Source organism: Natronomonas pharaonis DSM 2160 (assembly GCF_000026045.1).
Classification (GTDB): Archaea; Halobacteriota; Halobacteria; order Halobacteriales; family Haloarculaceae; genus Natronomonas; species Natronomonas pharaonis.
This window is the reverse complement of the sequence record NC_007426.1, coordinates 1,868,466-1,893,327: the sequence shown is the minus strand read 5'-3', so window position 1 is coordinate 1,893,327 and position 24,862 is coordinate 1,868,466. Positions and strand designations below refer to the sequence as shown.

Genomic DNA, 24,862 nt, shown 5'->3' with positions numbered 1-24,862 from the left:
CCACCACCTAACTTGATTTAGAAGAGTTTCTTTCACCTCTTAATCAACTCAATATGCTTTGTCCATACTTCACTGAGCATCTTTTTTGATTTCGAGTCTTCACTCCTCAATCTTCATGTTCATGTATCCGCCCTTCACCACTTCCTCGAACCGTTGGGACTCTACGACCGCTTCGAGTTCCGCTTCAGTGCTCAGAATCTGTTCAGCTGCAATTTCTGTTTGTGACGGCCAATCGGGTGTTCCAGCCTCGGGAACAGAGACGAGGCGGATGACATACGGAATATTCCCGTCTCGAACGAATGCCTTGGCTTGACGATACTCGTTTGTTGTGAGCCGGAAATTGAACGGCGGTGTCGTCCCATTTACGGCTTTGACCTCGACGGGAACGAACTGGAGCCCGAAGTCATCGGTCTCTTCGTCGTCAGAAAGCGGCCCAAGTGGATCGATGACATCGAACCCTGGTCCCCGTTCCATCGTGACGTTTACGAGCCGAACGAGCGGGAACTCGGCGAACGACTCCGCATCAACTTCTGTTCGCCAGTCGCTCACGGTAACGCTGTTAAGTGCGTCTGAGTCTCGCAATAGCGGGAGGAGATCCGATGACCAGACATTTTCGACGTGCCACTTGTACGACTGTTCCTGCTGATCAGAGTGTAATCGCTTGAACCGAGAGCGGAACTGGCGAATATCGCCAGCAGGATGTTCATCGAGCCACGTGGCAATCCGGTCGAGGACACCGGCCATAACATATGCTTCTGCCTGCTGCCCGCGTCCGCGGTATTGCGTGCTCCCGCCGCCGCTTCCGCCACCTTCCGAGACGGAGAGAGATCCGCTACCGTCAGAGATGTCGACGGTTTCTGGCATAAGTGGGCCATCCGAGCTACCGCCTGCCAACTCGCCATTGGTGTCGATCGCTGTCGCCAGGTCGGCGAACGCTCGCTCCTGGTGATCTTTGGCTCCTCGATCGGTCTCTGGCTCGGGAATCGTCCCTTCTTCAACGTAGGTGGTGACCAGACCATGCCAGTCAAATTCGACGTCCGGGAGCTCGGCGTCGATCTCCTCACAGATAGTCTCGACGAGGACGTGAACACGGTCGTTGATGCTGACGTGCGCCACGAGTGCAGGACAATCGAGTGCCTCCGCATACGACTCGGGAATTGGATCCGACCAGTCGGGGACTGCAGACGAATGAAGTTCTCGAAGTCGATCGCTCCACGTGTCGAGTTCAGTGAGTTCTGCAGGATCCGTCTGCTCCCAGAGTTCGGCGACAGTCTCGAGACGTACGTAGGCTTGCCTGGCAGCGTTATCGAACGGTGGGCGTTCGAGCGCAGCACGCTGCTCGTCGAGCCAATCAATGACGATGACTGCCGTCATCTCATCGACATCCTGTCCTTCAAGTTCGCGAATCCAGTGAGTAACCGTCTCGGAGAAGATGCCAGCAGCGACGAACTCCAGCTCGTCTGGAAGCGCTGCATGGAACTCAGTGATCCACTCTTCGATAGCTGGATCAAGATCAGTCAGATCCAGATCGGCATCCGTTCCAACATCCGGTCGTTCGCCCGTGGCACACCACTCGCGGACGAGGTCTATCGTTTCAGGGTCCGCATCCTCGAGTGCATCGAGAAGTGGGTCAGCATCGATTGGGGACCGGTCGAGCCGATCCAGTAGGTCGTTGACGGCTGTGACGTCTCGTTCGATCGACTGGAGTGCATTCGATCCGAGCACTCGCTTGACTGTGTCGATCGGGAACGTTCGCTTCTTCCAGCGTGATTCGAGTTCGTCGACTTCGACATCGCTCCGTAGTGCCTCCCGAAAAGTGGCGACCTTCGTCGGGCGTTCGACAAGCAGAGCAATCCCCATAGAAAGGCCTTGCAACGAGAGTGAATCACCGGCTTCGGCGGCGTTCAGGAGTAAGGCTTCCTCGCCATCGTCGGTCTCATAGAGGGCGGATGCGGGATCCGAAAGCTGTCGAAGGACGTCGTCAGGGAACGATTCGACGACAGCAATGTTCGCTGCAGCAGTCGAGAGATTTTCAGCTGTGTCTACAATCTCTTCCTCGTCGGACCGCTCAGTCGAGGCGACGAAAAGATCCTGTCGTTCCGTCAGTGCCCGCTGGAACTCGGCGATGCGATCGCTATACTGGTCGGTCACGACGTCCAAATCGTCGTTTTCCAGATCGAGCACAAGCTTTGACGCCTGTAGTTGGTCAACTCCAAGCGCAGTCGCTAGCTGCACGAAGGGTCCACTCCGTGGTCGAGGAAGGATGTAGTAGTCGTTTTCTTCAGCGGTCTGCAGTTCCCACGGCTTCGGGGACTGGTCCTGATAGTAACGGATCTGATCCGAATTGGCCTGTATCCACTCGACCGGCGCAGTCAGCCACTGGTCACCGTCTCGCAGTGGAAGATGTGTCAGCGATCCCCAGTTCAACTCATCTCGTTGCTTCGCTGGATCGTCCGGGAACTGCCGTACCAGCGGTTGCAGGAGCTGGGTATACGCCTGGTTCCAGTCGTTGATGCGCTCACCGGGAATCCAGAGGCTAGCCGGTCCGTCTTCCGGTAAGGGCCCATCGGTTAGAACTGCCTGGAGCTGCTGCAATCGTTTCGTCGCACCGGTTGGACCGAGATCACCGATAGGACGAACCCCAAGCGTGGCAAGAACCTCCTCAGAAAACCCAGTCTCATCGTCGACGTGTGGGAACATCCGAGCAGCCTGTGCCCCGCGGCTACTCTCTTTTCGAACGGCAAACCGAAGCTGAGCCGCGTAGTCGGTCCACTGTTCTTCGAGTTCCTCATCTACCTCAACGACGGGCTCCCAGATCTCGAGGTCGCGAAGCTGCCAGTTCAACAGGCTCGGAACTGGCTCTGTCCACGATCGTCGCTTGTGACCATTATTACACGACCAGCCGGTCTGGAGCAGCGTCGAGACAAGTGACTCCCCGTGCCGACGAAGGACTTCCCGGACAGCATGATCGTGTTCGACGAGCCGCTCGGTGTCGTCGATCCAGACCCACGACGCCAAGTTCACTTGGTTGAGGTCGCCATCCGTTTTGACGTTACATTTCGAGGAGTGATCCGCACTGAAGCGCGGGTGATACTCCAGCCCGGTAATAAGCGAGCGGTAGTCCGGAACGTCCGACAGGGTCGACTGCAACTCTCGCACGGTATCGGGAGTCGTACCCGTGAAGTCGTCCTCTGTCCATTCCATCGGATCCCAGTGGTGGTCGCGCCGCATCGACGGGTGATCGTCGCCATACATCCAGAGAACGTTGACACCCGGCAACGAACCCGCGCCGAGGAGTGATAACGCCCGGACGAAGTCGACATCCGTAACGTCACGCTTGATTTGCTCGCGATATACTGACCAAGTGTCGGTGTCAGGCGTCGGCCAGGCTGGTGCAGGGTACTCCCCTGGCGTCACGCCAGTCCAATCCTCTGTGATTTCGCTGTCCTGTTCTTGTCGCTCGTCTTCAGAGGCAAGGGCACGCTCGCGAACGGATTGCCATTCGTCAGGTAGAACGGTATCCGAAATTGGTTGCGCTTCCGTTCGATGGAGCTGAAGATCACAGGTCCGAAGCTGCACACGACGACGCAGATTAGCCCGCTGGTCGCCTTCTTGTTGTGTGACCGCGGTTTTGAGATACCCTAACGGGAAGAACTCGCCCTCTCCCGTCTGCAAGTCGTCCGATTCGTCGCCGATGCGGTCGACGAGAGCCGTCAAAAACGCAAAGTCGATCGGTTCGACCACGTCGTGGCGTCCATCAGCGAACGTATCCAGTAGCGAACGGACGAAACTCGGAATTCCCTCGTAGGCACGAAGGCCCCAAACCCGCCCAGCCGTGTTCAACACGTGATGGACGGCAGCGTCTTCCTGGACCGCCTCGTCAAGGAAGTAGACGGTCATGTTGGAGGACTGCGGTGGGGTCGGTGGGCGTTCAATATCGCGGGTAGCCGATTCGATATCCCAGATCACTGACCGGATCCGGCGCTGTGTTCGCTGTCCTCCGGTCGGCGTCTGCCGGCGTTCGATCGTGACGAGCGCGAGTTCTTCCTCTGGATCAACATCGCGGATCCGACATGGCAAGAGGTAGATCCCGTCGAAGCGATCAGCAAGGTCGGTAAGCGCCTCGTCGAGTGATTCGTCACCCTCGGTGGCAGCCGTTAGCAGCGTTACGGTCCCCTGGAGGAGCGTTCTGGCAGCCGTTGCTGGGACGATATGGGCGGGGGAATCGTCGTCGTCCATCGCAAGCGTTGCATCGAGCTGGGCTACCCATTCTTCGAGGAGGGCTCTCGATGCGGCCTGCTCGTCTTCGACCGCCAGAAGCTTCTGAAGACGCTCGCGCCAGGCTGCAGGTACTCCAAGAAGGGCATCCAGTGCCTCCTGAGTCAACAGTGGTGTCGAGTCGGTCGCAGTTTCGGTTGTTCTACCGAGATGATCGACGAGAGTCCGATAGGCGAGTTGTCCCTCGAGAACAGTTTCATCCCAGTGAAGTAGCGTTGCCTCCGGTTGGCGCGGGCCGTCAACACTCGGAAGACAGTCGGTCGCACCGAGGCGTTCGAAGACCTCGAGACGGAACCAGTTGAGCAGTTCGTCGTTCGACGTCGGCTCCGATAGCCCATCAGCATCTGGAACAGGAGGTAGAAGACACCATGGGAGGTGGGTGCTGTACGTCGGCGAATCAGTGTCGGTTGCCGCGATAGCGACTTCTTGGCCAATCAACTCGATGAGATCCAGTCCCTCTTCAAGCACGCTCCGGTTCGTCGCGAGGTTATTCGAACTGAGGTCCTTGCGGTTCGTTTCGACCCGGAATCGGCCATGGAAACAAAACGGAAGCCCAGCTGTACTGGTACCCTCTATAGGATAGAACAGATAGAGTGGGTACGAAGCGGTTGGGACTCTCTCGCCGTCGGCTGCCTTGTTCACGAGTACTGCGGTATGATGCTGGCGAGGGGTTTCGAACTGGAATTGATCGAATCGGTGGAGTGATTCATCGTCATCAGCGTGGATCCGCACGCGAACTTCTTGGTGCGAGAGATCCGACGTCACGACGTGTGGACTCGGATCGCGAACGATCTCCCACCGCTCCTTGTTTACGGTTTTGCGTCCGCCGTCAGTCGCCCGCTCGAGTATGAATTCCTCGATGCCGCCGAGCTGAACGAGTGTTTCCGGCTGGAGGCCGTCTTCACTCGCTGTCGCCGAAAGATAGTCCCAAATCCGTTGAGGCCGATCTTCGATCGAGCCAGTATTTTCTTCTTCTGGGACAGAGATACCGATATCTGCGAGCTGAGAACGCCAGTCGTCATCTTCGTAGCGAATGAATACGGCGGTACGGAACTGGTTCTCCCCGCCGGTCGCTGGCGAGTCAGTGAGAAGGTCGCGAGCACGGGATCGAATCGGATCAGTCGCCACTTCTGACTCGTCCATAGCCAACGGAACTGGGAAATTGAACAGCGGGAGCTTCGAGATTGAGTCGCGAAGATCCTCCGGGAGTGAGACAGTCTCGTTAGGAGTTCCATCTTCGAGGAGGTCATGGAGAGCAGCGTCGTCAAGATCATCCGTGAGGGTAGATACGTTCCCGTCCTGTCCCAGTCGATTCAGAATCGCAGCGACTAGGTATGCCCGGCTCAACCGGACAGCAAGGATGTCATCGGCGGATTCATCCGGGCGAGTGAATATTTCGAAGGAATCCCCGGTCGCCAGGATCGACTTCAACCCGACGCCCTTGTGACCGATGGACTGGTCGTCGTCTCCCTTTCCAGTCTCGCCGATCATCGTTACTGCGTCTTCGACCTGTTCGTCGAAGAGGTCGAATCGGCTCCCAGTATTGGCGACTAACACTCCCTCGTCGTAAACGCCGACGTAGACACGACCCTGTTCTGCATCCCCTTGTCGGATCGCGTCTCGAGCGTTCTGGAGTAGTTCTAGAATCTCTCTGCCTTCGTGGCCTCCAGCGATTTTCCGTTCGGCGTTGCCGATGATAACCTTGTCCCGGAGTGCGTTCCGAGCAGCTTCTGGTGTGCTAGCTTCTTGAACGTGAGACAGGAAGTTTCCCCACCGCTCCCGCCATCTGCTTCGAAGTTCCTGTTCGGATAAGACCGACATTAATACAGGAAGCAACAAAGAGGACTCTTATCAAAGTTGTCCGGCATAGTCGACGTCGTTGCAACTATTGCATAGTCGATACTACTTTTCAAGTATGCTTAGGATTAGTGAAGACGAGAAAACAACTTCATTAGAGCCGACATCACTATCGGATCAGGGGTACAAAGAGGAAGATCTTCGGGAGTGGATCCTCGATAATCCACATTCAATTCTTGGCGAGGATATCTTAATCATTGGTAGAGAAGTCAAGGTCCAGTATATTGGTGACGCAATAGACCTTCTCGGAATCGACAGGGATGGTAACGTCGTAGTCATCGAACTAAAGACGGGGTCGTTGAGAGGAAATGTCGATTTTCAGTCACTGAAATATGCGGCCTATACCTCGTATTGGGATTGGGATCATCTCAGTGCCCAGTTTGACAAGTTCACTGACTCAAAATGGGGACAGAAACTGTACAACGGAGAAGTCGACTTCAACGAAAAGTTGGAGAGCTTTTGCAACGACGAGTACGAACTGAACCAGAATCAGCGGATCTTGCTCGTCGGTGAGTCAATTCGTGAGCGATTAGATCTGGTCGTGAGGTGGCTCAGCGAGAGAGATGTAGAAATATCGGTGTTGGAAGTAGACATGCTCCAGGATGGTAACCAGCTCTATCTCGATACTGAGCAGACGATTCCTATTCCCGAGGATACTGTCTCAGAGATCAGTCCACAGACCTCCAAGGAACCGTGGAAAGTGGACGGGAAGAGCTGGCATCTGGACAAAAAGCTAAACGACAATACAGCAGACCGCCTGAGAGAGGTTGTAGAGGCACTTGGCAACGTTGAATCATTAGATGGGCCTCACTGGGGCCAAAAGCAATACGTGTCGTTTAAACAAAATCGGAAGAATCGCGTTATCGCCCGAACTCGAACGGAGGTCTTCAAAGTCGAAATTTACGATATACCTGCTGACGACATCGACGTAGAAGAGTTAGCAGATTCAGTCGGCGTGGCGAAGGACGATGTCCGTGCCTATGCCGATGATCTTAGAGGCGGTCGGTCAGGTATCCTCGTTACCCTTGGTGGAGATAGGGATATCGACGCCGAACAACTCGCCGAGAAAGTCGACGAATACCTCGCCAAGGACGAATAACGGTTTACTACTCAATCCGCCGAAAGCTGCTGTTCTAATGTATCGGCAGTTTCACGGCGAGTGAATCGCCCACTGTTGAGTGACCAGTACTGTGCAGAAAGATCGTTCGACGCAGTTATTCGGACACATTGCGGATGACACGTGAGGAAGAACACCTGATTCGACGCCGTTAGCTGGTCGATGACCTCGAAGACACGACTCATATGATTTGGATCAAAGTTCGTCGCGGCGTCGTCCAGCACGACGGGAAGTGACACGTCCGTTTGCTGGATCCGTGCCAGCCGGACGGCAAGGAAGAGTTGTTCAGCGGTTGCGCGACTCAACTCGCCGACGCCATGGTCATGGTTATCCTCGCGAAGCGCTCGGAAATCGAGGCTCTGGACATCACCATCGAGTTCGATACCCTCGTACTCTTGGGTTATCTCTCTGAAAATATCGCTCGCATCGTCGACAAGGGAATGAACGATATCTTCCATCAGTCGCTCGTGGAGCTGTTTGACCATCGTTTCGGCGATTCGATTAACCGCATAGGCCTCCCCGAGTCTCTCGAATTCGACCCGTCCTTCCTCGATCTTCCCTCGTGCTTCCCGGAGATCTTCTTCCGAGGCGAGATCTTCCTGTCGCTGTTCAAGTTCGATACAATCCTCGTGCAACTCGTCACGCTTGGCTTCCAACTCCTCGATCTGTCTCTTTTCGTTGCGAATCTCGTCTGCAATCGCATCTGTGTCGGCGTACTCGGTAGCGACATTGCGAACGACATCGATCCACGGTTCGTCGTCCTCCTGAAGCGGCTCGAACGCCTCTCGAGCTGACTCATTCTCTAGCCGACTGGTGACCTGGGTTTCAATCCGATCACGTTCCTCGACTGTTTCCTGAAGTTCGCTGATCCGTTCGGCCTCGTCGTTGAACGCCTGGATATATTCGAGGATGTCTTCGTCGTCAGTCTCTTGATCGATCGACTGATCTTCGTCCCACTCCGTCAGGACGTCATCAATGTCCTCGATACACTCGGTTCGATCCCGTTCGGCACGTCGGACATCCCGTGCTAGTTCGAGATCGGCAGCGACCGCTTCGAGCATGGCCAGCACCTTGTCGGCGTCTTCTAGGGGCTCTTCAGCCGCCCATGAAAAGTCAGCCACGTCGTCGAGTAGTGTCGCGACATCTTCGATATCGGAGGCAAAATTCTCTTTGTCTTCTTCCCACTCCGTTTGCTTCTCGCGATAGGCTGCGATTTCGTCATCGAGTTCGACGACTTGTTTGTAGAACTCAGGAACCTCGCTTGCCGGAAGCGCTTCCGGAAGGCCCAACTCGGTGACGAGTTCAGTGAGTTCCGACTGCTTTTCCTCGATCTGATCGTCGAGTTCTGTAAGTCGCTCTGAATCGGCCTGAAGATCGCCATCGAGTGTCGCCACCTGGCCTTTGAGTTCGCGATACGGATCAGCATCAACGGTCGTTTCGACGGTAACCGTTGAATCAGTCGCGTATAGGCCAACTGCGAGGACGACGAGCCCAACAACCCCGCCAACGAGAGGCGTGGCCGCAAATCCAACGCCCGTTCCGACTACGATTGCAACACCAGCTACGATCGCCGGTTTTTGCTTCGGAACGGTGATCTCCCTGGTTTCTTCGTGTTCTTCTTCCATCCCCTCCAGCTGTGACTCAAGTTCCTGCTTCCGTGTCTGTGCTGAATCAATAGAGGCCTTCAAATCACTCCGTTCCGTCCGCAGATCCTCGATCGTGGAGGCTACGTCGGCAACTCGGGCTGTGTCGACGGCGCTCGTTTCTATCTCGTCAATATGCGTGAATGATTCGCCCCACTCCGAATGCAGAGACGCTATCTCACGTTCGATGTCTCGCCGGTTCTCTTCGAGAGACTCCTCACTCTCGACGAGTTCTTCGGCAGTTCTGGCCCACAGCTTTTGATCCTCGGTGAGGGAATCGATCTCCGTCTCGTGCTCAAGGAGCCACTCGTAGTACTCGTCTGTCGTATCGAATGTTGCATTCTGGTCGAACTCCCGTCGTGCTTCAGCGAGATCTGTCGTGGCCGTCTGGAACTGCTCTTCGAAATGATCCAATCGATCCGCCAGATGTGTTGGGAAGTCGTCGATTGCATCCAGGTCGACATCTTCGAGTTGGGCGTTCAACGTCTCAAGTTGTTGGAGTGGATCGAACAACTCCTTGAGAATATTCAGCCGGTCCCGAATCTGCTGTCTGCGGGCGATTTCATCTTCAAGATCGGATTGCTCCGATCGCTTGTCTTCGAGTTTCTGAGTTACTGACCTGTATTCGTCGACCTGCTGGCTTGCCTCTTTTCTGGCTTCGATCCCCTCGCGAATCGTTCGATATGGATCGTTGAGTTCGGAGGATGTGGTACTTGGATCCCCTCTCGACAACCCGATGTCGTACGCTCGATCGTTGAATGATTCCTCGATTTCCGGGATTTCGGCGATATCACCGTATGCGCCACCGAGTAATACGCGGGCCAGATCTTCCGAGTCATCAATCCCTGGCGGCAGTCGTCGAAGCTCGTCGAGACTGATTGTATAGAGATTTCTGTACTGCCGTTCCGTGACGGGCCCAAAGATATCCCCAGCATCGATATTTTGCCCGTCACCGATCGGAGAGATAGAGGGACTTGCGTGCCCATTTAGTACGTATCGGTAGCGCTCCCCCTCGTGTGTGAGTTCAGCATCAATCCGATACTCGTCGGTCGCAGGTGGGAGATCGCCGCCCCGACTGACGCCGTTCGGGAACTGCCGGAGCGCCTGCATGAATGTTGTCTTGCCGGCCCGCTGTGGGCCGCCAATGACGATGAGGCGGTCATCGAGGTTGTCGAGCCGTGCGTTTCGGAAGCACCCGAAATCGTCAATTCGTAGTTCGTTGAGATACATGTTATGTCGCCCTCCGTCGTGCCAATTCCTCGAGTACACGCTCCTGTGCGCGCTCGATGAGATTGTCAAGCTGTTCGTCAGTAAGAGACAGCTCGTCTGGCCGTCCTTCTTCGTGGTCCTCGACGGATTCCCAGACCATGCCGACTTCCTCACGGTAGCGTTCTCGGGCGTCTACTTCGTCGAGTTCGTCGATGAAAGCGATATACTCGTCAATCACCCGATCGTTACCACGGAGCTCGTCGATAGATGGAATCGGTGGTCCGGTTTCGTCCCGAACGGCCTCGGTCCAGACGAATGGCCGTCGCGAGGTCAGTCCGTCTCGGAGCCGTCGAGTGAGTTCGTGGATAGCTTCGTCGTCACTCGACAGCGTCTCGTGAACTGGCCCGTTCCCGGTCAGTTTCCATCGGCAAACGTAGCCATCGATTCCCCACTCGGCATCGCGAACGGCGACGCTGGTACCATCGAACAGCTCAGTCGGCGCGGAGAACTCGTCGAGGGTCTGCTCGATTCGACGCTCAATATCTGGAATTGAGGAAATGTCGTCGTCCCCAATGTCGACTTCGACGGTCTGCCAGATGACCGGGCTCGTCGGGACAAACTCGATTTCGTAGTCGCCTTCAGCGTCGAGTTCAACGAGATACGCTCCACCGAATCCGGGTTCCGTGATCTGGCGACCTTGCGGGACACCTGAATACGCGATTGGCTGTTCGTTCTCGTAGATACGTGGATCGTGGATATGCCCGAGCGCCCAGTAGTGGATCTCGTCTTTGCTTTCGAGGTCACTGCGTGCGACCGGGACGTACCGCCGGCCATCGGGATTCAATCCTGTATGAAGAACGCCGATGTTCGGGACCCGCTCGTCAGCCGGCGTGAATCGGTGGTACATCGAGCGGCTTTCGTGGCGGTCGCGATAGGATTGGCCCCAGATTCGAGCCTCTGGCGTATCCTCATCAGGATAGTAAAATTCCTGCGGATCCTCGTGATCGAATTCGTAGACGTTGTCAGGGAGATCAACGTAGGTCGTTGCGCTCCCGACAGGATCGTGGTTGCCGTAGGAGACGTAGGCTGGGATGTTTTGATCCGCAAGCCGGTCGAACTGCTCTTTCAGAAACGTGTTCGCCTTGACGCTCCGAGAGTCCTCATCATAGAGGTCACCGGCGATTACGACGAAATCGACGTCTTCCTCAATCGCCGTATCGAAGAGCCGTTCAACCGCGGTGTAGATGGCAGAATCAAGCGTTTCAATCGTTCCGGTCGCTTGCCGATGCTGAGTTTTGAGTTGGCTTCCCAGATGCAGGTCCGCTGTATGGAGGAACCGGACAGTCATTCGTTTACAAGTCACTTACCGAGAGTGTGATGAATCATTTGGTATACGTTCATCCGCCTCTGTTGAAGGATGACGCCCGACTGCGAATGTATCTCTTATGAGGTGGAGATCTCGTGAAGTTCCAACGCCAGATCGATCAGCTCTTCGCGCTCGTCTATCGTCTCAAGCCATCGATCGGGGAGACCACCAGCTCCAAATCGAGCGCCGGCAACTGCGCCCGTGATCGCCCCGATCGTATCCGTATCACCGCCTCGATTGACAGCCGTCACGATCGCCTCTTCTGCGCTGTCAGCTGCGAAAGCATCGTGAAGCGCGGTTTGTAGCGAGTGAATTACGTAGCCCGAGTTCCGGAGTGTATCGATCGATGCTCCCTTCGCTACTGGATCAAGTGCTTCGACGAGTTCCTCCGGTGCTTCAGATCGAACGCGATTCAGTGCCCTCCTGAGCGGTTCGTCTTCCCCGTGGAGTAGTCCAGCCAGCGTGAGGTTCAGGACCGCACAGCCGTAGGTACAGCGTGGATCCGCATGGGTGATTCGGGACGATGCTTTACTCACAGAGAGGAGTTGGTCTGGATCTTCGGAGAAGGCGATGGAATAGGGAGCACAGCGCATGACGCTGCCGTTGCCTGCATTCTGACCTTCGGGTCGCTCCTCCCAGACTTCTTGACCAGCCTCGTCCCACAGCATCCCGTTTTCAATCCGCTGGAGGGCATCAGCTGTCATCAGTCCGATGTCGAACGGACCACTCCGGTACCACTCGACGAATCGTTCGGCAACGTCGGCTCCGTCGAATTCTTTCTGTTCGACCAAGCTGCGCGCAATCCGTAACGCGAGCTCTGTATCGTCGGTGATCGTACCGGCTGGTTGCTTGTGCGTTCCGTTTCCGATCATCTCGTCCAACTGGCCGAACTCTCGTTTGATCTGGGTTGCAGAGCGGAACTCGACTGGACGGCCAAGTGCGTCACCACACGCTAATCCCAACAGTATGCCTGGGGCACGATCAACTGTTGACATACAAAGCCGTAGAAACGACCGATACGAAAAACATCGGGGGATATCGATAAACGGAACGCAGTCATCGTTTTAAACCATCTGGGAGATCGAATGATTGAATTTATATACTTTCTAATAACTCAGGAACTTGGTTAATATCTGACACCGGAACAACTCGATATCCCATCTGTTTGAGTCTAGCTCGCTTGCGTTTGTCATCTTCTTTAACGTAATCTTTCTCGTGGGCGGGCCCATCGACGAATACTGCGATCGATCTACCTGGTCGTTCGTAGAAGAAATCTGGCTTTGCGACTGGCTCGTCACCGTCATAAATAATTTTCTGTGCCTCATCGGGAAGCTCGAAGCCTTGACCTCGAATAGCGTGAAGGACTTCACGCTCGAAGCTGGAGTCGCAAGCTTCCAGTAGCTCGTCGAAGTTCTCGTAATCTCTATCTTTACTCGTTCCAGCGACTTCTGTCAGGGTCGCAGTTTCCATGTTCCCTAACCACGAATCAACGAGTGTTCTATCGAGGAACTCGTGTTCCGGCTGGTTGTAGAAGGATAGGAGACATTCATAGCACGCTCGCTCGCAACCATCGTCATCGGGATCCCCGTGGAGGACGGTCTGTGCCTCCCGAACTGCTTTTCTGAAGCGTGCTTCGTCCATCAGCGAGTGAAGCACACCTGCGCCGCCCTCACTGGTTTCGTAGATTACGATGGTGACCTGTCCGTGTTCCCCTGTCGCTGGTTTCACGAACGTGTCGATCTCTTCCTCGTCCAGATCGAACGCAACCAGAATTCCCTGATAGACGGTCTCCTTGAGGGTTCGATAGAATTCTTCAGTCTGCTCAGGCTCAAGATCGCTGGGGAGTGGCGTTGTCAGTGTCACCGTGTCGTGCTGTCCCTCAGAGAACAACTCTATCTCACGCTTGATCGCTTCCTCTGACGCATTAGCATAGCAATCCGGATCGTCTTCGTCGACGTGACTCTCGATTTGGTCCTCGCTAGTTAGCCAGCGGTTACACTCCATACAGAGAGCGAATCCGTTGAGATCGTCTTCGTCAGCATCTCGAAGCCCGCTATTGACCAAGACAATATTCGCACTCCCTTCGTATGTCACTCGGGCCTCGATTCCGTTTCCTTCTAGGTCGTATGCTTGGGGATCGGATCGTTCGTAGTAGCTGTTGATCTCGTACCCCTGCCGACGACGTTCCTCCTCGTCACTGGTGATGTACTCCTCCGGCCGAGCGTGTTGATTCGGGAGTTCCATCGCATTCGGATTCGGATGGGTCCCATCGAAGGACATCTCACAAGAGGGGCACGCTGCGGCCTCCTGTGCGTCTTCTCCCATCAGGATGGTTTCACACTCCGGGCAGACACGAAGATGACGGGTAACCGGCTCCGCATCCTCCGTGCGAGGTCGAGCATACCGAACAGCGAACCGTTCCCCAGCGTAATAAACGTGGTTTCCGGGTGCGAATTCGCTGATAGCCCGTGTTTGATCCCGCTGAATGTCGTCTTCCCGGGAAGTGAACGTTAGCGTCGTACTCTGTCTGGGGAATCCGTAGTTCGGCAAGAATCCCTGTGAGCGGAGGTACTGATACGTGTAGAAGCGTTTCTTCCCCGAACGCATATCCTCAAGACGGTCCTCGATGGCGTTGCGCTCGATCCGATCCTGATACGATCCTCCTTCTGTGGCGAGGAGTTGGTTCAAGCGCCGCAGTTCACGACTCAGGCGAGTGTACTCACGCCGCCATGGCTCGAATGCCTCATCGAGATTCTCGACGAAGTTGTCCACCTGGCGCTCGATGAAGGCATCCGTGAACCACTCTCCGACGGTATCCTGTTCACGCTCACGGGCGAACGCTTGCTTCACCGCTTGAATGATCTTCTGTCGGTTGTTCTTGACGGCGTCCTCCAGATCTGCCCGATAATCGGGCATAATCTCGTAGTCGCTCCCCTCCTCGATGACCAGCATCTGGCGGGGCTTGCTCTGGAATTTCAGTTCGATCTGTTCGAGAACGAGAGCGTTGATGTGCGCCTCAACCAGATCCTGATTGTTGAGCAGGAACGTCGGCGGGCTGATCTCCCCAGCAATGATTCGTTCCGGGTTTCGGTAGAAGTACTGGTCGTGGGAGCCACGTCCGAACCCACGGCCACAGAACGTCGTGACGAGTGACGGCTGGTTTTGTCGCCCGGCTCGCCCGGAACGCTGAGCGTAGTTACTCGGGTTCGGCGGGACGTTTCGCATATAAACGTTTGAGAGGTCACCGATGTCGATCCCGAGTTCCATCGTCGGCGTCGAGACGATGGTGTTCACCTTCTCGCCCTCTCGGAAGTCCGACTCCAGTTGCTTCCGCTTCTCGTTCTCAACCTGACCGCTGTGTTCGCCGGCGATGATGTCGACGGCGTCGTCGAACGATTCGGTATAGAGATCGTAGAAGTAGGACGATTCGAGATCCGTCTCCTCGGGCGTGATCGAGTCGCAGCTGTAGTTCAGACAGACGTCGAGTTCATCCCGAGTCGTCGGTGTTCCACACTTCGGGCAGACTCGCACGTCCTCGGGATCGGCGTGCGTGACCCGAATCGCACTGTGGTTGAGCATATACACCTTCCCGGTGTACTTCAGCGATTCCTGCGTCAACAGCTTGAGTACCTCGTCGTCGCTGATGAGGTCGATGACGCTGTTGATGATCGCTTTCGCAGTATCGGTGTCAACGTCTAACGCACGGGCTGTCCAACGGACGTGTCGAGAGCGAGGATGTGTGAGGCGACGGACACGGTGTCTCCCACTAGTACTTGCCGTATCACTGTATCCGACTGGGAAGTTGAAGAACTCCTGGCCGTGGAAATGGACCTCTTCGTCGAGTTGGTTGATGACGTTCCGCTTGAAATCGGTGAAGTTGGTGGTGCTCTCGTGGTCTATCGCAATACTCCGGCGGAAGATGTCCAAGAAGCCGTGGACATACTCTTCCCGCACCGTTGGATCTGCATTCGAAAGCACGGGGATCGAGTCCCAGACATCATCGACGTCCGCCAGCTTATCGAGGTTCTCGTATTCGACGTCGATCAGCCCGACGTCTTCGAGACTCTGCTGGGTGCGTTGCTGTTCACGACCGAGTTCGAGAATGGTGTTGAACAGCAGATAGTCGCTGTAGTTCTGACGGTCCTCCGCCGACGGCCCGAACATTCCCGTGTCTATGGCTGGCGGAAGGGCTTCCTCGTCATCGAGGAGGTCGAAGACGTCGTTCCCGAGCGTAGTGAGGCTAACGTCGTCGCCCTCTGCGAGGGTATGGTACAGCGAGCGTCGGAATCGAACCCGCTGGTAGAGGTTGTTGAGGTGAGCCGCCTGTAATGCAGTATCCTGTCGATTGTCAGAGAAGGCGATAGTCTTCTGCTGGTCGTCAGGGAGGTTCCGCATCGTGTTCCCGATGAGAACGTCCGTCGCCGTCGAACGACCGACCGTCCCGAACGTGAACAGCTTGTTGAACTCGTTCTTGACCCGACGAGTGTAGTGAACCCCGCAGTTTGGGCAGAACAGGAACGGCTGGTTGACTCGCATCACCTCGACGCCCTGCGCAGCGAAGCATCCACATTCGAGCTGCCCCTGTTCCACTCGTCCGGGGGTAAGCTGGTCGCACTCCGGGCAATAGGTAGCTGGTCGGGGTTCAGCCTCGACGTAGGTGTCTCGAAGCTGCCCGTTGTCGTTCAGCCACTCATCGGGGAGGGGAGCGGTTTCTCGGTCCCAATCGCCCCGCATCAGGTACGCCTCCTCTTCGTCCTCTTCGGTGTCCACAAAGGTACTCAGCGCACCCTGTGTGACGTTTTTCTCTTGATCGACGACGGTGGTGTAATACTCCTGACCACATCCCCGACAGAACGAGAGTGGGTAGGCAGTCCGAGTACGGTCGTGTTCTTGGGCGCACGTACGACACTCGATGTCGCCGGCGTCACTCAGGTGGGGATCGTCGTCCTCGAAGGACTCCTCGGTAAGACAGGAGACGAGACCACTGCCCTGACTGAAGAAGGTGTGGAGCTTCGGGATAAAAATCGGCTGTTCCTCGCCCTGTATCTCGGTCGTTCCAACCGTTCCGACGAGCAGAGCGGCTTGGAGTTCTTGCTCGATGTCGTACCGAGATGCATCGGGTCGGTACTGTTCCTGATAGCTACTGACGAGATCCTTCCCGTCTTCGCTTTCGTCGTCCTCGCCAGCGAAGATCTGCTGGCTCTGGGAGCTAAGCTCTTCGTCGAGGAACTTGATCGTGGGGTGATCCTCCAGCGCATTCCCGAGTGCCGACGCATCGGTCGTCTCGGCTGGCATCAGATCCCGGTCGAGGAGTTTCTCGGTGAGATCCTGTGCGGCTTCGAGACTCCCGTCGAAGGTTGCGATGTCTTCCTCGGTGACTTCGATGTCCTCAGGGAGCGGTTCGTCGTCGGAGAGGGGCAGCGGATAGTGAGACTCCCGAACGACGTTGTCGGCGTCAACCTCTTCGCCGAAGATCTTCCCGGTGAATTCGGCGATCTCGTCGTTGGCGTTGATTCCTTCGTCGCTCTGGACCGTCGCAGAGGTACCGACACAGACGAGTTCCTCTCCGGCGTCGGTATTCTGCTTCAGCCGGCGGACGAGTGCGGCGACGTCGGCTCCCTGATGGCCGGTGTAGGTGTGAATCTCGTCAAGGACCAGATACTGTAGGACTCCCTCGTGCATCTCTGGGAAGAGCTTCTTGTCGTCATGCCTGGTAAGAATGAGGTCGAGCATGACGTAGTTCGTCATCAGGATGTCCGGCGGGTCGTTCTGCATCTCCTCCCGAGAGACGACTTCGGAGTCGAACGCCTCCTCACGACCAAACTGCCGGAGGAACTCAGGTGCTTCGTCAGGGTTGTATGGCGTGTCACCCGTGTAGAGTCCCAACCGGAGGCCTGTTCCATCAAGTCGCTCTGCGAAGTCTTCGTACTGGGAGTTCGCCAGAGCGTTCATCGGATAGATGATGACCGCCTTGATCCCATCCTCACCCCGCTCTTTGGCTTCGAGACAGTGGCTGACGATGGGAATGCCGAAAGCGAAGCTCTTCCCTGACCCCGTGCCCGTGGAGACGATTGTGTTGTTCCCAGCTTGGATCGACTGAATCGCCTCAGTCTGGTGTTTGTACGGCTCAATAGGATCGCCGCTAGCACCGGTGAAGACGTCCAGAATACCCTCGTGGAGTTTATCGTCCGCAACGAACTCTTCGAGGGTGTCGCCGTACTTGAAGCGTTGATTCAGTTGGACGAACGGTTCCTTCCACAGTACCTTTCCCGTCTCGATGCGGTTCTCAATCCAAGCGTTGATTGTCTCGTCGTCGACGTTCTGGAACGTCTCGACGTAGGACCGATAGGAGGATTGGACGTTATCGAGGGCGTCGAAGGGGTTGAGACGGGAACTCATTATATTTGCCCCCGTTTATATTCAATGTCAGGTTGAAGTTCCAAGAATTTATTTTTGACTTTTTCTCGGGTTCGGTAGTACCCGTGGTCGGATTTTTCTTCCTTTTTGAGTTGTTCAAATGACCCAAAGATATCGTCTATTTGATCTTCATCTAGCCCATACAAATAGAACATAAGCGCTTCCAGCTTGAACCGTAATTCTTCTCTTGATACCCCAGCGGGCGCTGAGTGCGAATATGGATTACCTTGGTGTCCCAGATCCTCAGCTAAAGAATCTAGGGAATGGGTATTGTACATCAATTTAAAACTTATATCTCTAATTGTTTGTTTGAGAGGTTCTCCTCTAAAGAGTATCTCTTCAAACTGATTTGGACTTGGAATAGGGAATTGCTTGATCGTATATGCACTAATATAGACGTCTACTTTCTGGCGTGCAGCAAAATCCAAGACATAAGAATTCAATATAGCTAATAGCAAAAGTGAGTTATCTGCATCGATATCCTCAAAAATGTAGAAATTGTGATCAGCTGGAACTCCTGGAAGTATGGTAGATATAACAGTCCGCCGATTAGTAGATTTGGTAATATTCCGAACTGCTAAATGCCAACCGTCGCCGCTCTTTGACGTGTATTCCTTTTCTGATACCCAATACCGAGGCAGGATATAACGCTCTGGATCATCTTTTCGTTCCAATGCGAATTCTTTCGGGTTCTTATCCTCATGGTCTCCCGAAACCCCCTCATATGTCGCAAATGTACTATCATACTGGTGAATGTATTTTGGCTCATAAAGTGGGAGAAATGTTTGTCCATTATTACAGACAAACCGGTTTCTCTCAAGATGACATCCATCGTCTACCAGTTCTTCACTAGTGGAAAATAGATCTGAATCGCCAGAGCGTTGGAACAGAGTTCTTAGATTGACGCCCCATGGGTTCTCTCCACGTGATTCATTCTGGAAAACCCCAGCATTCTCGAAGATAGAAAGCGTGAGCTCTGCGTCAGACCTTGTGCGAAAAGTGGGACATGTCTTTGTATTCGGATTTAACAGTTCTATCTCTTCCGGCGTTATTTCAAATATTCTTTCATCATCTCTAAGGCCCTCAATTTCATCCAGATGGAATCCCATCTCAAATTGTTCACTTACAATTGCACTGCCTGAGATCGCCAAAAGGCTGAATTTGTATTCTCGATGTATCTCTGGAAAGATTCCTGTATTTATAAAGTCGAATATCTTAATAAGCCTATTATCTTCAACTAGTTCTTTGAAAAAGTCTTTTGAAGATGATGACATTACCAAAGAAGTTGGTACAATAATCCCAGAGTACCCATTTGGACTAATATTATCTAGTGCTAGCTCCGCAAAGGGACCATGTGTGCTAGTCTTCCCACTATTTGTCCTAATATACCTCCCGCTCTCCTTGATGAATTTTGAGGCTGACTCAAGAGACCTTTTTTCACGCTCATACCTCTCATACAAATCGGGATCCGTCTGTTCCAATTGCTCAATTAGTTTTTCCCTTTTTGCGGGGGTTCCCGCTTCGACTATTTGGGGTTTTTCCACGGCAAAGAACTCCTTATCTTTTAATTCAAATGTCTCCCACGGTGGGTTTCCAAGAATGCAATCGAAGCCAGATGAGTGTCCGCTAAATATTTCAGGGAACTCTAATTCCCAGTGGAAGAACCGTTGTTGCTCTGCTATCTCTATAGTCTGTGTTACCAACTCCTGAAGCGCTTCGTCATCGGGATTTGAGTTACGTCGAATCTTTTCGATAGTGGACGGAGATGGATATTCCTTCGTAGAGCCATCCATTGGCCAATAAAATGCCGCTGTCCAGACATCATGCGCCAACTTCTCTTGCTGGTACGCCTCTGACTGCTGGAGTTCGTCGTACAGCTGCCTTTTCTTCTTTATATCTTCAGTGTCTTCTTCTTCAATCTCATCGAGTTGTTCAGCGATATCTACATACTCTTCTTTGCTCGCACCCCATTGTTGCAGCGACGATTCGGAGGAACCCTTAGACCGCTCCTTGTTTTCATTTCTGACTTGTTTGCGAATTTCGTTTCCGACGTGCCAGTCACGTCCCCCGGACGTTTCGTAAGCGTCCACAGGGAACTCACCTTCAAGAAGTTCCGAGTTAGTCCCGATCAAGGAGTTTCCGCACTTGATGTGATGATCGAGGAAATTCAGCGGTTTGTCTTCCACGGCAGAATTGATCCACAGGCTGACCTTGGCCAGTTCGACGGCCATTGGGTTGAGGTCGACAGCGTAGATGCAATGCTGTAGGACGTCTCGGCGTGCCCTACGTATCTGGTCTTCAGGTGGATAGTTGCTGTCAGATCGAATGCGTGCGAGTCGCTGTGCGAGGAAGTTGTTGGCGGCGATCAGGAACGCACCGCTTCCGCTTGCCGGATCACAGACCGTGATGTCGAGGAGAGCATCTTCCTGCTCGTCAGTCGTGGTAGCGTCTTCGAGGCGATCTTCAACGACGGGTTTGAGCGAACTCTGAACGAGTTCCTGTACCAGTCCGGGGTCTGTATAGTAGCTCCCCGTCTCTTTCCGCTCGGTTCCTCGGTCATCAAGATAGAATTCACCATGCGAGACCGTTCGGTCTTCTAGTTCAATAACCTCGGTAGCAAGCTTCGGAGTGAATTCGAGAAGGCTTTCGTAGACGGAACCGATCTCTTCAACGCCGAGGTCAGCGTACGAGATGCGCTGTCGAGTTCCTTCATGTTCGATGAGAGTTAGATCTTCGATTGTGTCCAAGAGGTCGTCGTTGGAACACTCGCTTTCCGACACCCAGTCGAGCCGATCTGAGTCGAAGAGCATCCCGTTGTAACAGGGAACACCGAGTTCGTCGTCACCCTTCTCGACGAGGCGGAACGTGGATTGCAAGCCGTGCCAGAGATCGGTGTTCCGGTCACTTCCGCTTCGGCGTGTTTCGGCTTTGTCCCGAAGGTTCGTGATACTGTACTCGTCGGTGTACAGGCTATCACGGGAAGCCATCATTCCCCGCTGCTCTGCATACATCAGGAAGAGTAGGCGGTACACTAAGAGGAGAACTTCCTGATAGTACTCCTTAGCTTCCTTTTCGCCGCCTTCTTTGAGGTATTCTCGAATCTCTTGGTTGAGCAGACCAGTTCCCAGCGTCTCGATAGCGCTTACGACGTTGGACTGGAGGTCTTGGCCGACCTTGACCCCGGTCGATAGAGCGACCTGATACAGCTGCTCCAGCGGGGTTTCGACGTCATCGTCTTCATCCTCGGCGACGACCGGCTCGATGAACCGTGTGGCGTGACAGAGCCGGTAGAGTGCCCGGAAGTCCCCGTAGTTCCGGCTTGTGAACATATTCTCCAGATCGAACTCCACGTACCCACGGGTGTATGTGTGATAGAAATCTCGAAGAACCCGGAGCGTCAGCCCGTTGGTTACGACGGCCCAGTCGTGTTCATCGCTGGCATTCAGGAACTCCTGGAGCGTGTCGTGTGGACTCTTGGCTCCACGGGGAGCATCCTCCGGTTTCTCGTCCAGCTTCTGTTCTGGTTCGACGGTATGAATGATCGGAGCCGTCCGCCCCTCCATCTCACCGTAGCTTTCGATCTCCCCGTCGGGCCACCCCTTGTGTGAGAGGTTCGCCTCGATGCCGCCTGCTTCGAGATTCTCACGCTGGAAGACCGGCTCGAACCCGAGATTCTGGAACAGCTTGAGGATCCACTTCGTACGAGCGTCCGAGACGTCCATATGGAACAGCGTCTCGTCCATCGTGAGCTCGTCCCACCGCTCTCGAAGCATGTCCCACGTATCCCCAATCTCCGCTTCGATGTCGGCCTCTTCGGGCGGCTCTGTGTTCGGTAACGCAAAGGTCTCCGGACGGACGGCGGACTCCCCGCAATGACGCTGGCGGAGCTTGCTCACCAGTTCGTCCGTGAGTAAACCGCCGCTGGTGTTGATGAACGTCGTCGATCCGGTTCGTGGCGTACTGGAACTCGATTCGGCTTCGGCGTCGGTAGAGGATGTATCGATACTCATCGTTAGTTGCTCCCGTAGTAGACGGTGACTGTCAGCAGATCTTTACTCGCAATCTCAACGTCGTCAATGCCGGATAGCCAGCTTCCACTTCCGGACTTCTCAAGCTCCGCTCGCATCTCCGTTCGCTGTTCGACGATCTTGTCCCGCCGCTGTTCTGCTCGCCGTTGTAGCGTCTGTTCGAACGCCCCATGTCCGAGAGCGTCTTTGAGATCGTCTTCCTTCTCCATCGAAGTACGCTGAACTGGTTTGGCTTCGCTTTCCTCCAGCGCCTCGACGATGTCCTGTTCGAGCGGTTCGTCTCCGTAGATCGGCAACCCGACCTGTACCAACTCCTCCATAATCGTTGGATCGGGCTTGGTGTCTGCCACGTACCGAACCAGTGCTGTATACACTGCTGTTGGCTCGCTCACTTCGTTGGTTCCCCGTATGGCTGTCCGCCCGTAGCGATCCTCGTCGGTCAACGCAGTTTCCTTGACGGCTTCAATGAGCCGCTGTACTAGCGGGTGGGCGATGTCGAGCATCTCCGTATCCGAGGACTGGGACGCCTCGTTCGGATCGAACGTCACGTCCTCGTACTCACGCTTGATGTCTGGCCCCTGAAGCCGATCAGCGGTGATTTTGATGTCGAGATGACCTTGGACGTTCATCTCGTACGAGCAACTGAACAGGTCCAGAGCACTCTTCACGAACTGTTCCAAGGTTCCCTGACCGCCGATCCGCTGGTGCGTCTCTTCTTGTCGCTTCTGAACCTCTTGCAGTCCGACTTCGGTGTGTCCGTAGAAGGACTCGGACTTGATCCGGTCGAGCGTCTGGTCGTCGAAGACGCTCGCACTCTCACGCTCTGCTGGTGCGGAACCGCCTCCGAACTCTTCGAGGGTCGCCTGTGGAACGCCGGCGTCGATCCCCTCGTCTTTGAGGAGTTCGAGGATTCCCTCGTCGTCGCCGAAGTACGGCGGTGAAAACCCATACTCCTGCCTGATGTTGTTCGCTTTCTGGACCAACTTTTCGAGGATTGCGACGTCCATCTGATCCTCGACGACCATCGTCCGGATGACAACTTCGTCGTTCTTCTGCCCGTACCGGTCGATTCGACCGTTCCGCTGTTCCAACCGGTTCGGGTTCCACGGCAGCTCGTAGTGGATGATCTGGTTTGCGGCGTGCTGGAGGTTCATCCCCTCGCTGATGACGTCGGTGGCGATGAGGACGCCCCGTGTGGAGTCCTCGAACTCCTTGAATCGCTCCTTCCGCTGGGCTTCGTTCAAAGAACCGTGGAGCGTGAAGACCTCAGTCTCGTCGCTCTGAGAGTCCTTGATTTGCTCTTCGAGGTATTCCAGCGTGTCCACGTATTTCGTGAAGATGATGACACGGGGATACTGGAACCGGTTGGGGAGTGTTTCATCGAGGAGTCGTTGTAGCTTTGCGTCTCGGGTTTTCGTGACTCGTTCTGCCTTCTCTGCGACGTTTTCGAGAACGTCCAGCTCTCGTTCGATAGCCGCCTTATCGCCGGTGACGACTCGTTCGACTCGTTCCCCGACTTCCTCTTCACTGTACTCTTCGCCGGGATCGTCGTCGAGTGCATTCGCCTGCGCCATCGACTCAGAGATCCCGGCTGTCTCCTCGATCACGGTTTGCGTGTCTTCCTCGTCTAGGTCCTCTAACCGGTCTTCGAGCTTGTCTTGGCGGTTCTTCAGGGACTGTCGGAGGGCTTCGGGACTGCTCAGCGCTCGCTTGAGGAAATGGATGACCGACCACCGGGCCAGCGTCTGGCTCTTGGAACTGGAACGCTGAGCGGAGGACATCAGCAGTTCACCGTACTCTCGGACGGCGTCGTACGTTTCCTGTTCGTACTCCGTGGGTGTGACCCGAACCTCATCTTGATCACGTTCTGGGAAGGGACTCTGCCCATCGCTATCGGAGAACCATTGTTTGACATCGTCTCGTCGTCGTTGTACGACGTGTCTCTGGGCGATGTCACGGTGGATGGTAGGATCGTGTCGAGGACCGGAGACAGCGTCGACATCAAGCATCCGGATCAAGCTGGCAAATGAATCCGTGTAACCGTTATGAGGCGTCGCCGTCAGGAGGAGACAGTGCTCGGCGTGGTCGGTGATTTCGGTCGCAAAGTCCCAGCGCTGCATATCGACCGTTTCATTCGCCCCGGATTCGTGAGGCTTCGCCGCTTGGTGTGCCTCGTCGATAATCACGAGATCCCAGTCCTGATCCAGAATCTCGTGCCGAACGCTGTTCTGCTTGGCATAGTCGATGCTGACGATCAGCTTCGAGAAGTGCTCCCATGGACTGGTCCCCGGTGGGATCTCCTTTTCCATCGCCTTCCGGTGGCGACGGCTGATGATGTCAGCATCGATGTGGAAGAAGTAGTTGAACGCTTCACGCCATTGTTCTCGGAGATTCGCGGGAGTGATGATGAGGATTCGATCAGCCTTGTTGCGAGCCATAAGCTCGCTCGTGATGAGACCCGCCTCGATTGTTTTCCCGAGTCCCACGTCGTCCGCCAGCAGCATCCGGACACGAGGCATATCGAGTGCCATCACGACCGGTGTAAGCTGGTACTCAGTTGGGATGACTCGTGATCGCTGGAGGCTCACGAGTGGGGCCGTCCCGTGTAGCATCGAAAGCCGATAGGCCCGATTCAACAAGCGCTGAAACTCTGGGTTGCCGAGCTTCTTCGGGTCTGGTGGTTCGAGACTTCCTTCTTCGATATTTTCGACAGGCGTATAGAATCGGTGTCTGTCAGCCGTGTTCCCATCGAGAGGAGTTGCGGTGACTACATTTCCGTCAACAGCGTCAACTCTCCACAGTCGATTGCGGTTTTCTACTACAGAACCGGGCTGGATATTTGATGGAAGTTGTGAACTCATTTGTTGGAGGTTAGGATAGGTATCTGTTGATCGTGAGGATACTTCTAACCTCCAAAGAGAATGCACTTATGTCTACCGGGGATGGT

At 54.8% G+C, this 24,862-nt stretch carries 8 protein-coding genes; 1 reads left to right on the top strand and 7 read right to left on the bottom strand.

Features of this window, described 5'->3' with window-relative positions; genetic code table 11:
* Nucleotides 1–99: 99 nt before the first annotated feature.
* Nucleotides 100–6,099 carry a sacsin N-terminal ATP-binding-like domain-containing protein gene (locus NP_RS14445; RefSeq protein WP_011323651.1) on the bottom strand — a complete coding sequence of 2,000 codons (6,000 nt, stop codon included), beginning with the start codon at nt 6,097–6,099 and terminating at the stop codon, nt 100–102.
* Between the two features lie 94 nt (nt 6,100–6,193).
* Here NP_RS14445 and NP_RS09600 point away from each other — a divergent pair, with 94 nt between their 5' ends.
* Nucleotides 6,194–7,234, top strand: coding sequence for a PDDEXK family nuclease (locus tag NP_RS09600; RefSeq protein ID WP_011323650.1), 1,041 nt, complete (start codon nt 6,194–6,196; stop codon nt 7,232–7,234).
* A gap of 11 nt (nt 7,235–7,245) precedes the next feature.
* On the opposite strand, the gene NP_RS09595 is transcribed toward NP_RS09600, so the two are convergent.
* The 6 genes from NP_RS09595 to NP_RS09570 form a co-directional block, all read right to left on the bottom strand.
* Nucleotides 7,246–10,125, bottom strand: coding sequence for an AAA family ATPase (locus NP_RS09595; protein ID WP_011323649.1), 2,880 nt, complete (start codon nt 10,123–10,125; stop codon nt 7,246–7,248).
* 1 nt (nt 10,126) lies between these two features.
* Nucleotides 10,127–11,452: a metallophosphoesterase family protein gene (locus tag NP_RS09590; protein WP_011323648.1), complete on the bottom strand. Its 1,326-nt coding sequence runs from the start codon at nt 11,450–11,452 to the stop codon at nt 10,127–10,129.
* Between the two features lie 95 nt (nt 11,453–11,547).
* Nucleotides 11,548–12,465, bottom strand: coding sequence for an ADP-ribosylglycohydrolase family protein (locus tag NP_RS09585; RefSeq protein WP_011323647.1), 918 nt, complete (start codon nt 12,463–12,465; stop codon nt 11,548–11,550).
* Between the two features lie 100 nt (nt 12,466–12,565).
* Entirely contained in the window at nt 12,566–17,869 is a 5,304-nt protein-coding gene (locus NP_RS09580; protein ID WP_011323646.1) for a DEAD/DEAH box helicase, read from the bottom strand.
* Nucleotides 17,869–21,897: an Eco57I restriction-modification methylase domain-containing protein gene (locus NP_RS09575; RefSeq protein WP_011323645.1), complete on the bottom strand. Its 4,029-nt coding sequence runs from the start codon at nt 21,895–21,897 to the stop codon at nt 17,869–17,871. Before NP_RS09575 ends, NP_RS09580 begins: the two co-directional genes overlap by 1 nt.
* Before the next feature lie 2 nt (nt 21,898–21,899).
* Nucleotides 21,900–24,503, bottom strand: a complete 2,604-nt coding sequence (locus NP_RS09570; RefSeq protein ID WP_232503968.1) for a helicase-related protein — start codon at nt 24,501–24,503, stop codon at nt 21,900–21,902.
* Nucleotides 24,504–24,862 lie beyond the last annotated feature (359 nt).

Excerpts from the sequence above, each read along its gene's own strand:
- NP_RS14445 (WP_011323651.1), bottom strand. The coding sequence starts at position 6,099 with ATGTCGGTCTTATCCGAACAGGAACTTCGAAGCAGATGGCGGGAGCGG.
- NP_RS09600 (WP_011323650.1), top strand. The coding sequence starts at position 6,194 with ATGCTTAGGATTAGTGAAGACGAGAAAACAACTTCATTAGAGCCGACA.
- NP_RS09595 (WP_011323649.1), bottom strand. The coding sequence starts at position 10,125 with ATGTATCTCAACGAACTACGAATTGACGATTTCGGGTGCTTCCGAAAC.
- NP_RS09590 (WP_011323648.1), bottom strand. The coding sequence starts at position 11,452 with ATGACTGTCCGGTTCCTCCATACAGCGGACCTGCATCTGGGAAGCCAA.
- NP_RS09585 (WP_011323647.1), bottom strand. The coding sequence starts at position 12,465 with ATGTCAACAGTTGATCGTGCCCCAGGCATACTGTTGGGATTAGCGTGT.
- NP_RS09580 (WP_011323646.1), bottom strand. The coding sequence starts at position 17,869 with ATGAGTTCCCGTCTCAACCCCTTCGACGCCCTCGATAACGTCCAATCC.
- NP_RS09575 (WP_011323645.1), bottom strand. The coding sequence starts at position 21,897 with ATGAGTATCGATACATCCTCTACCGACGCCGAAGCCGAATCGAGTTCC.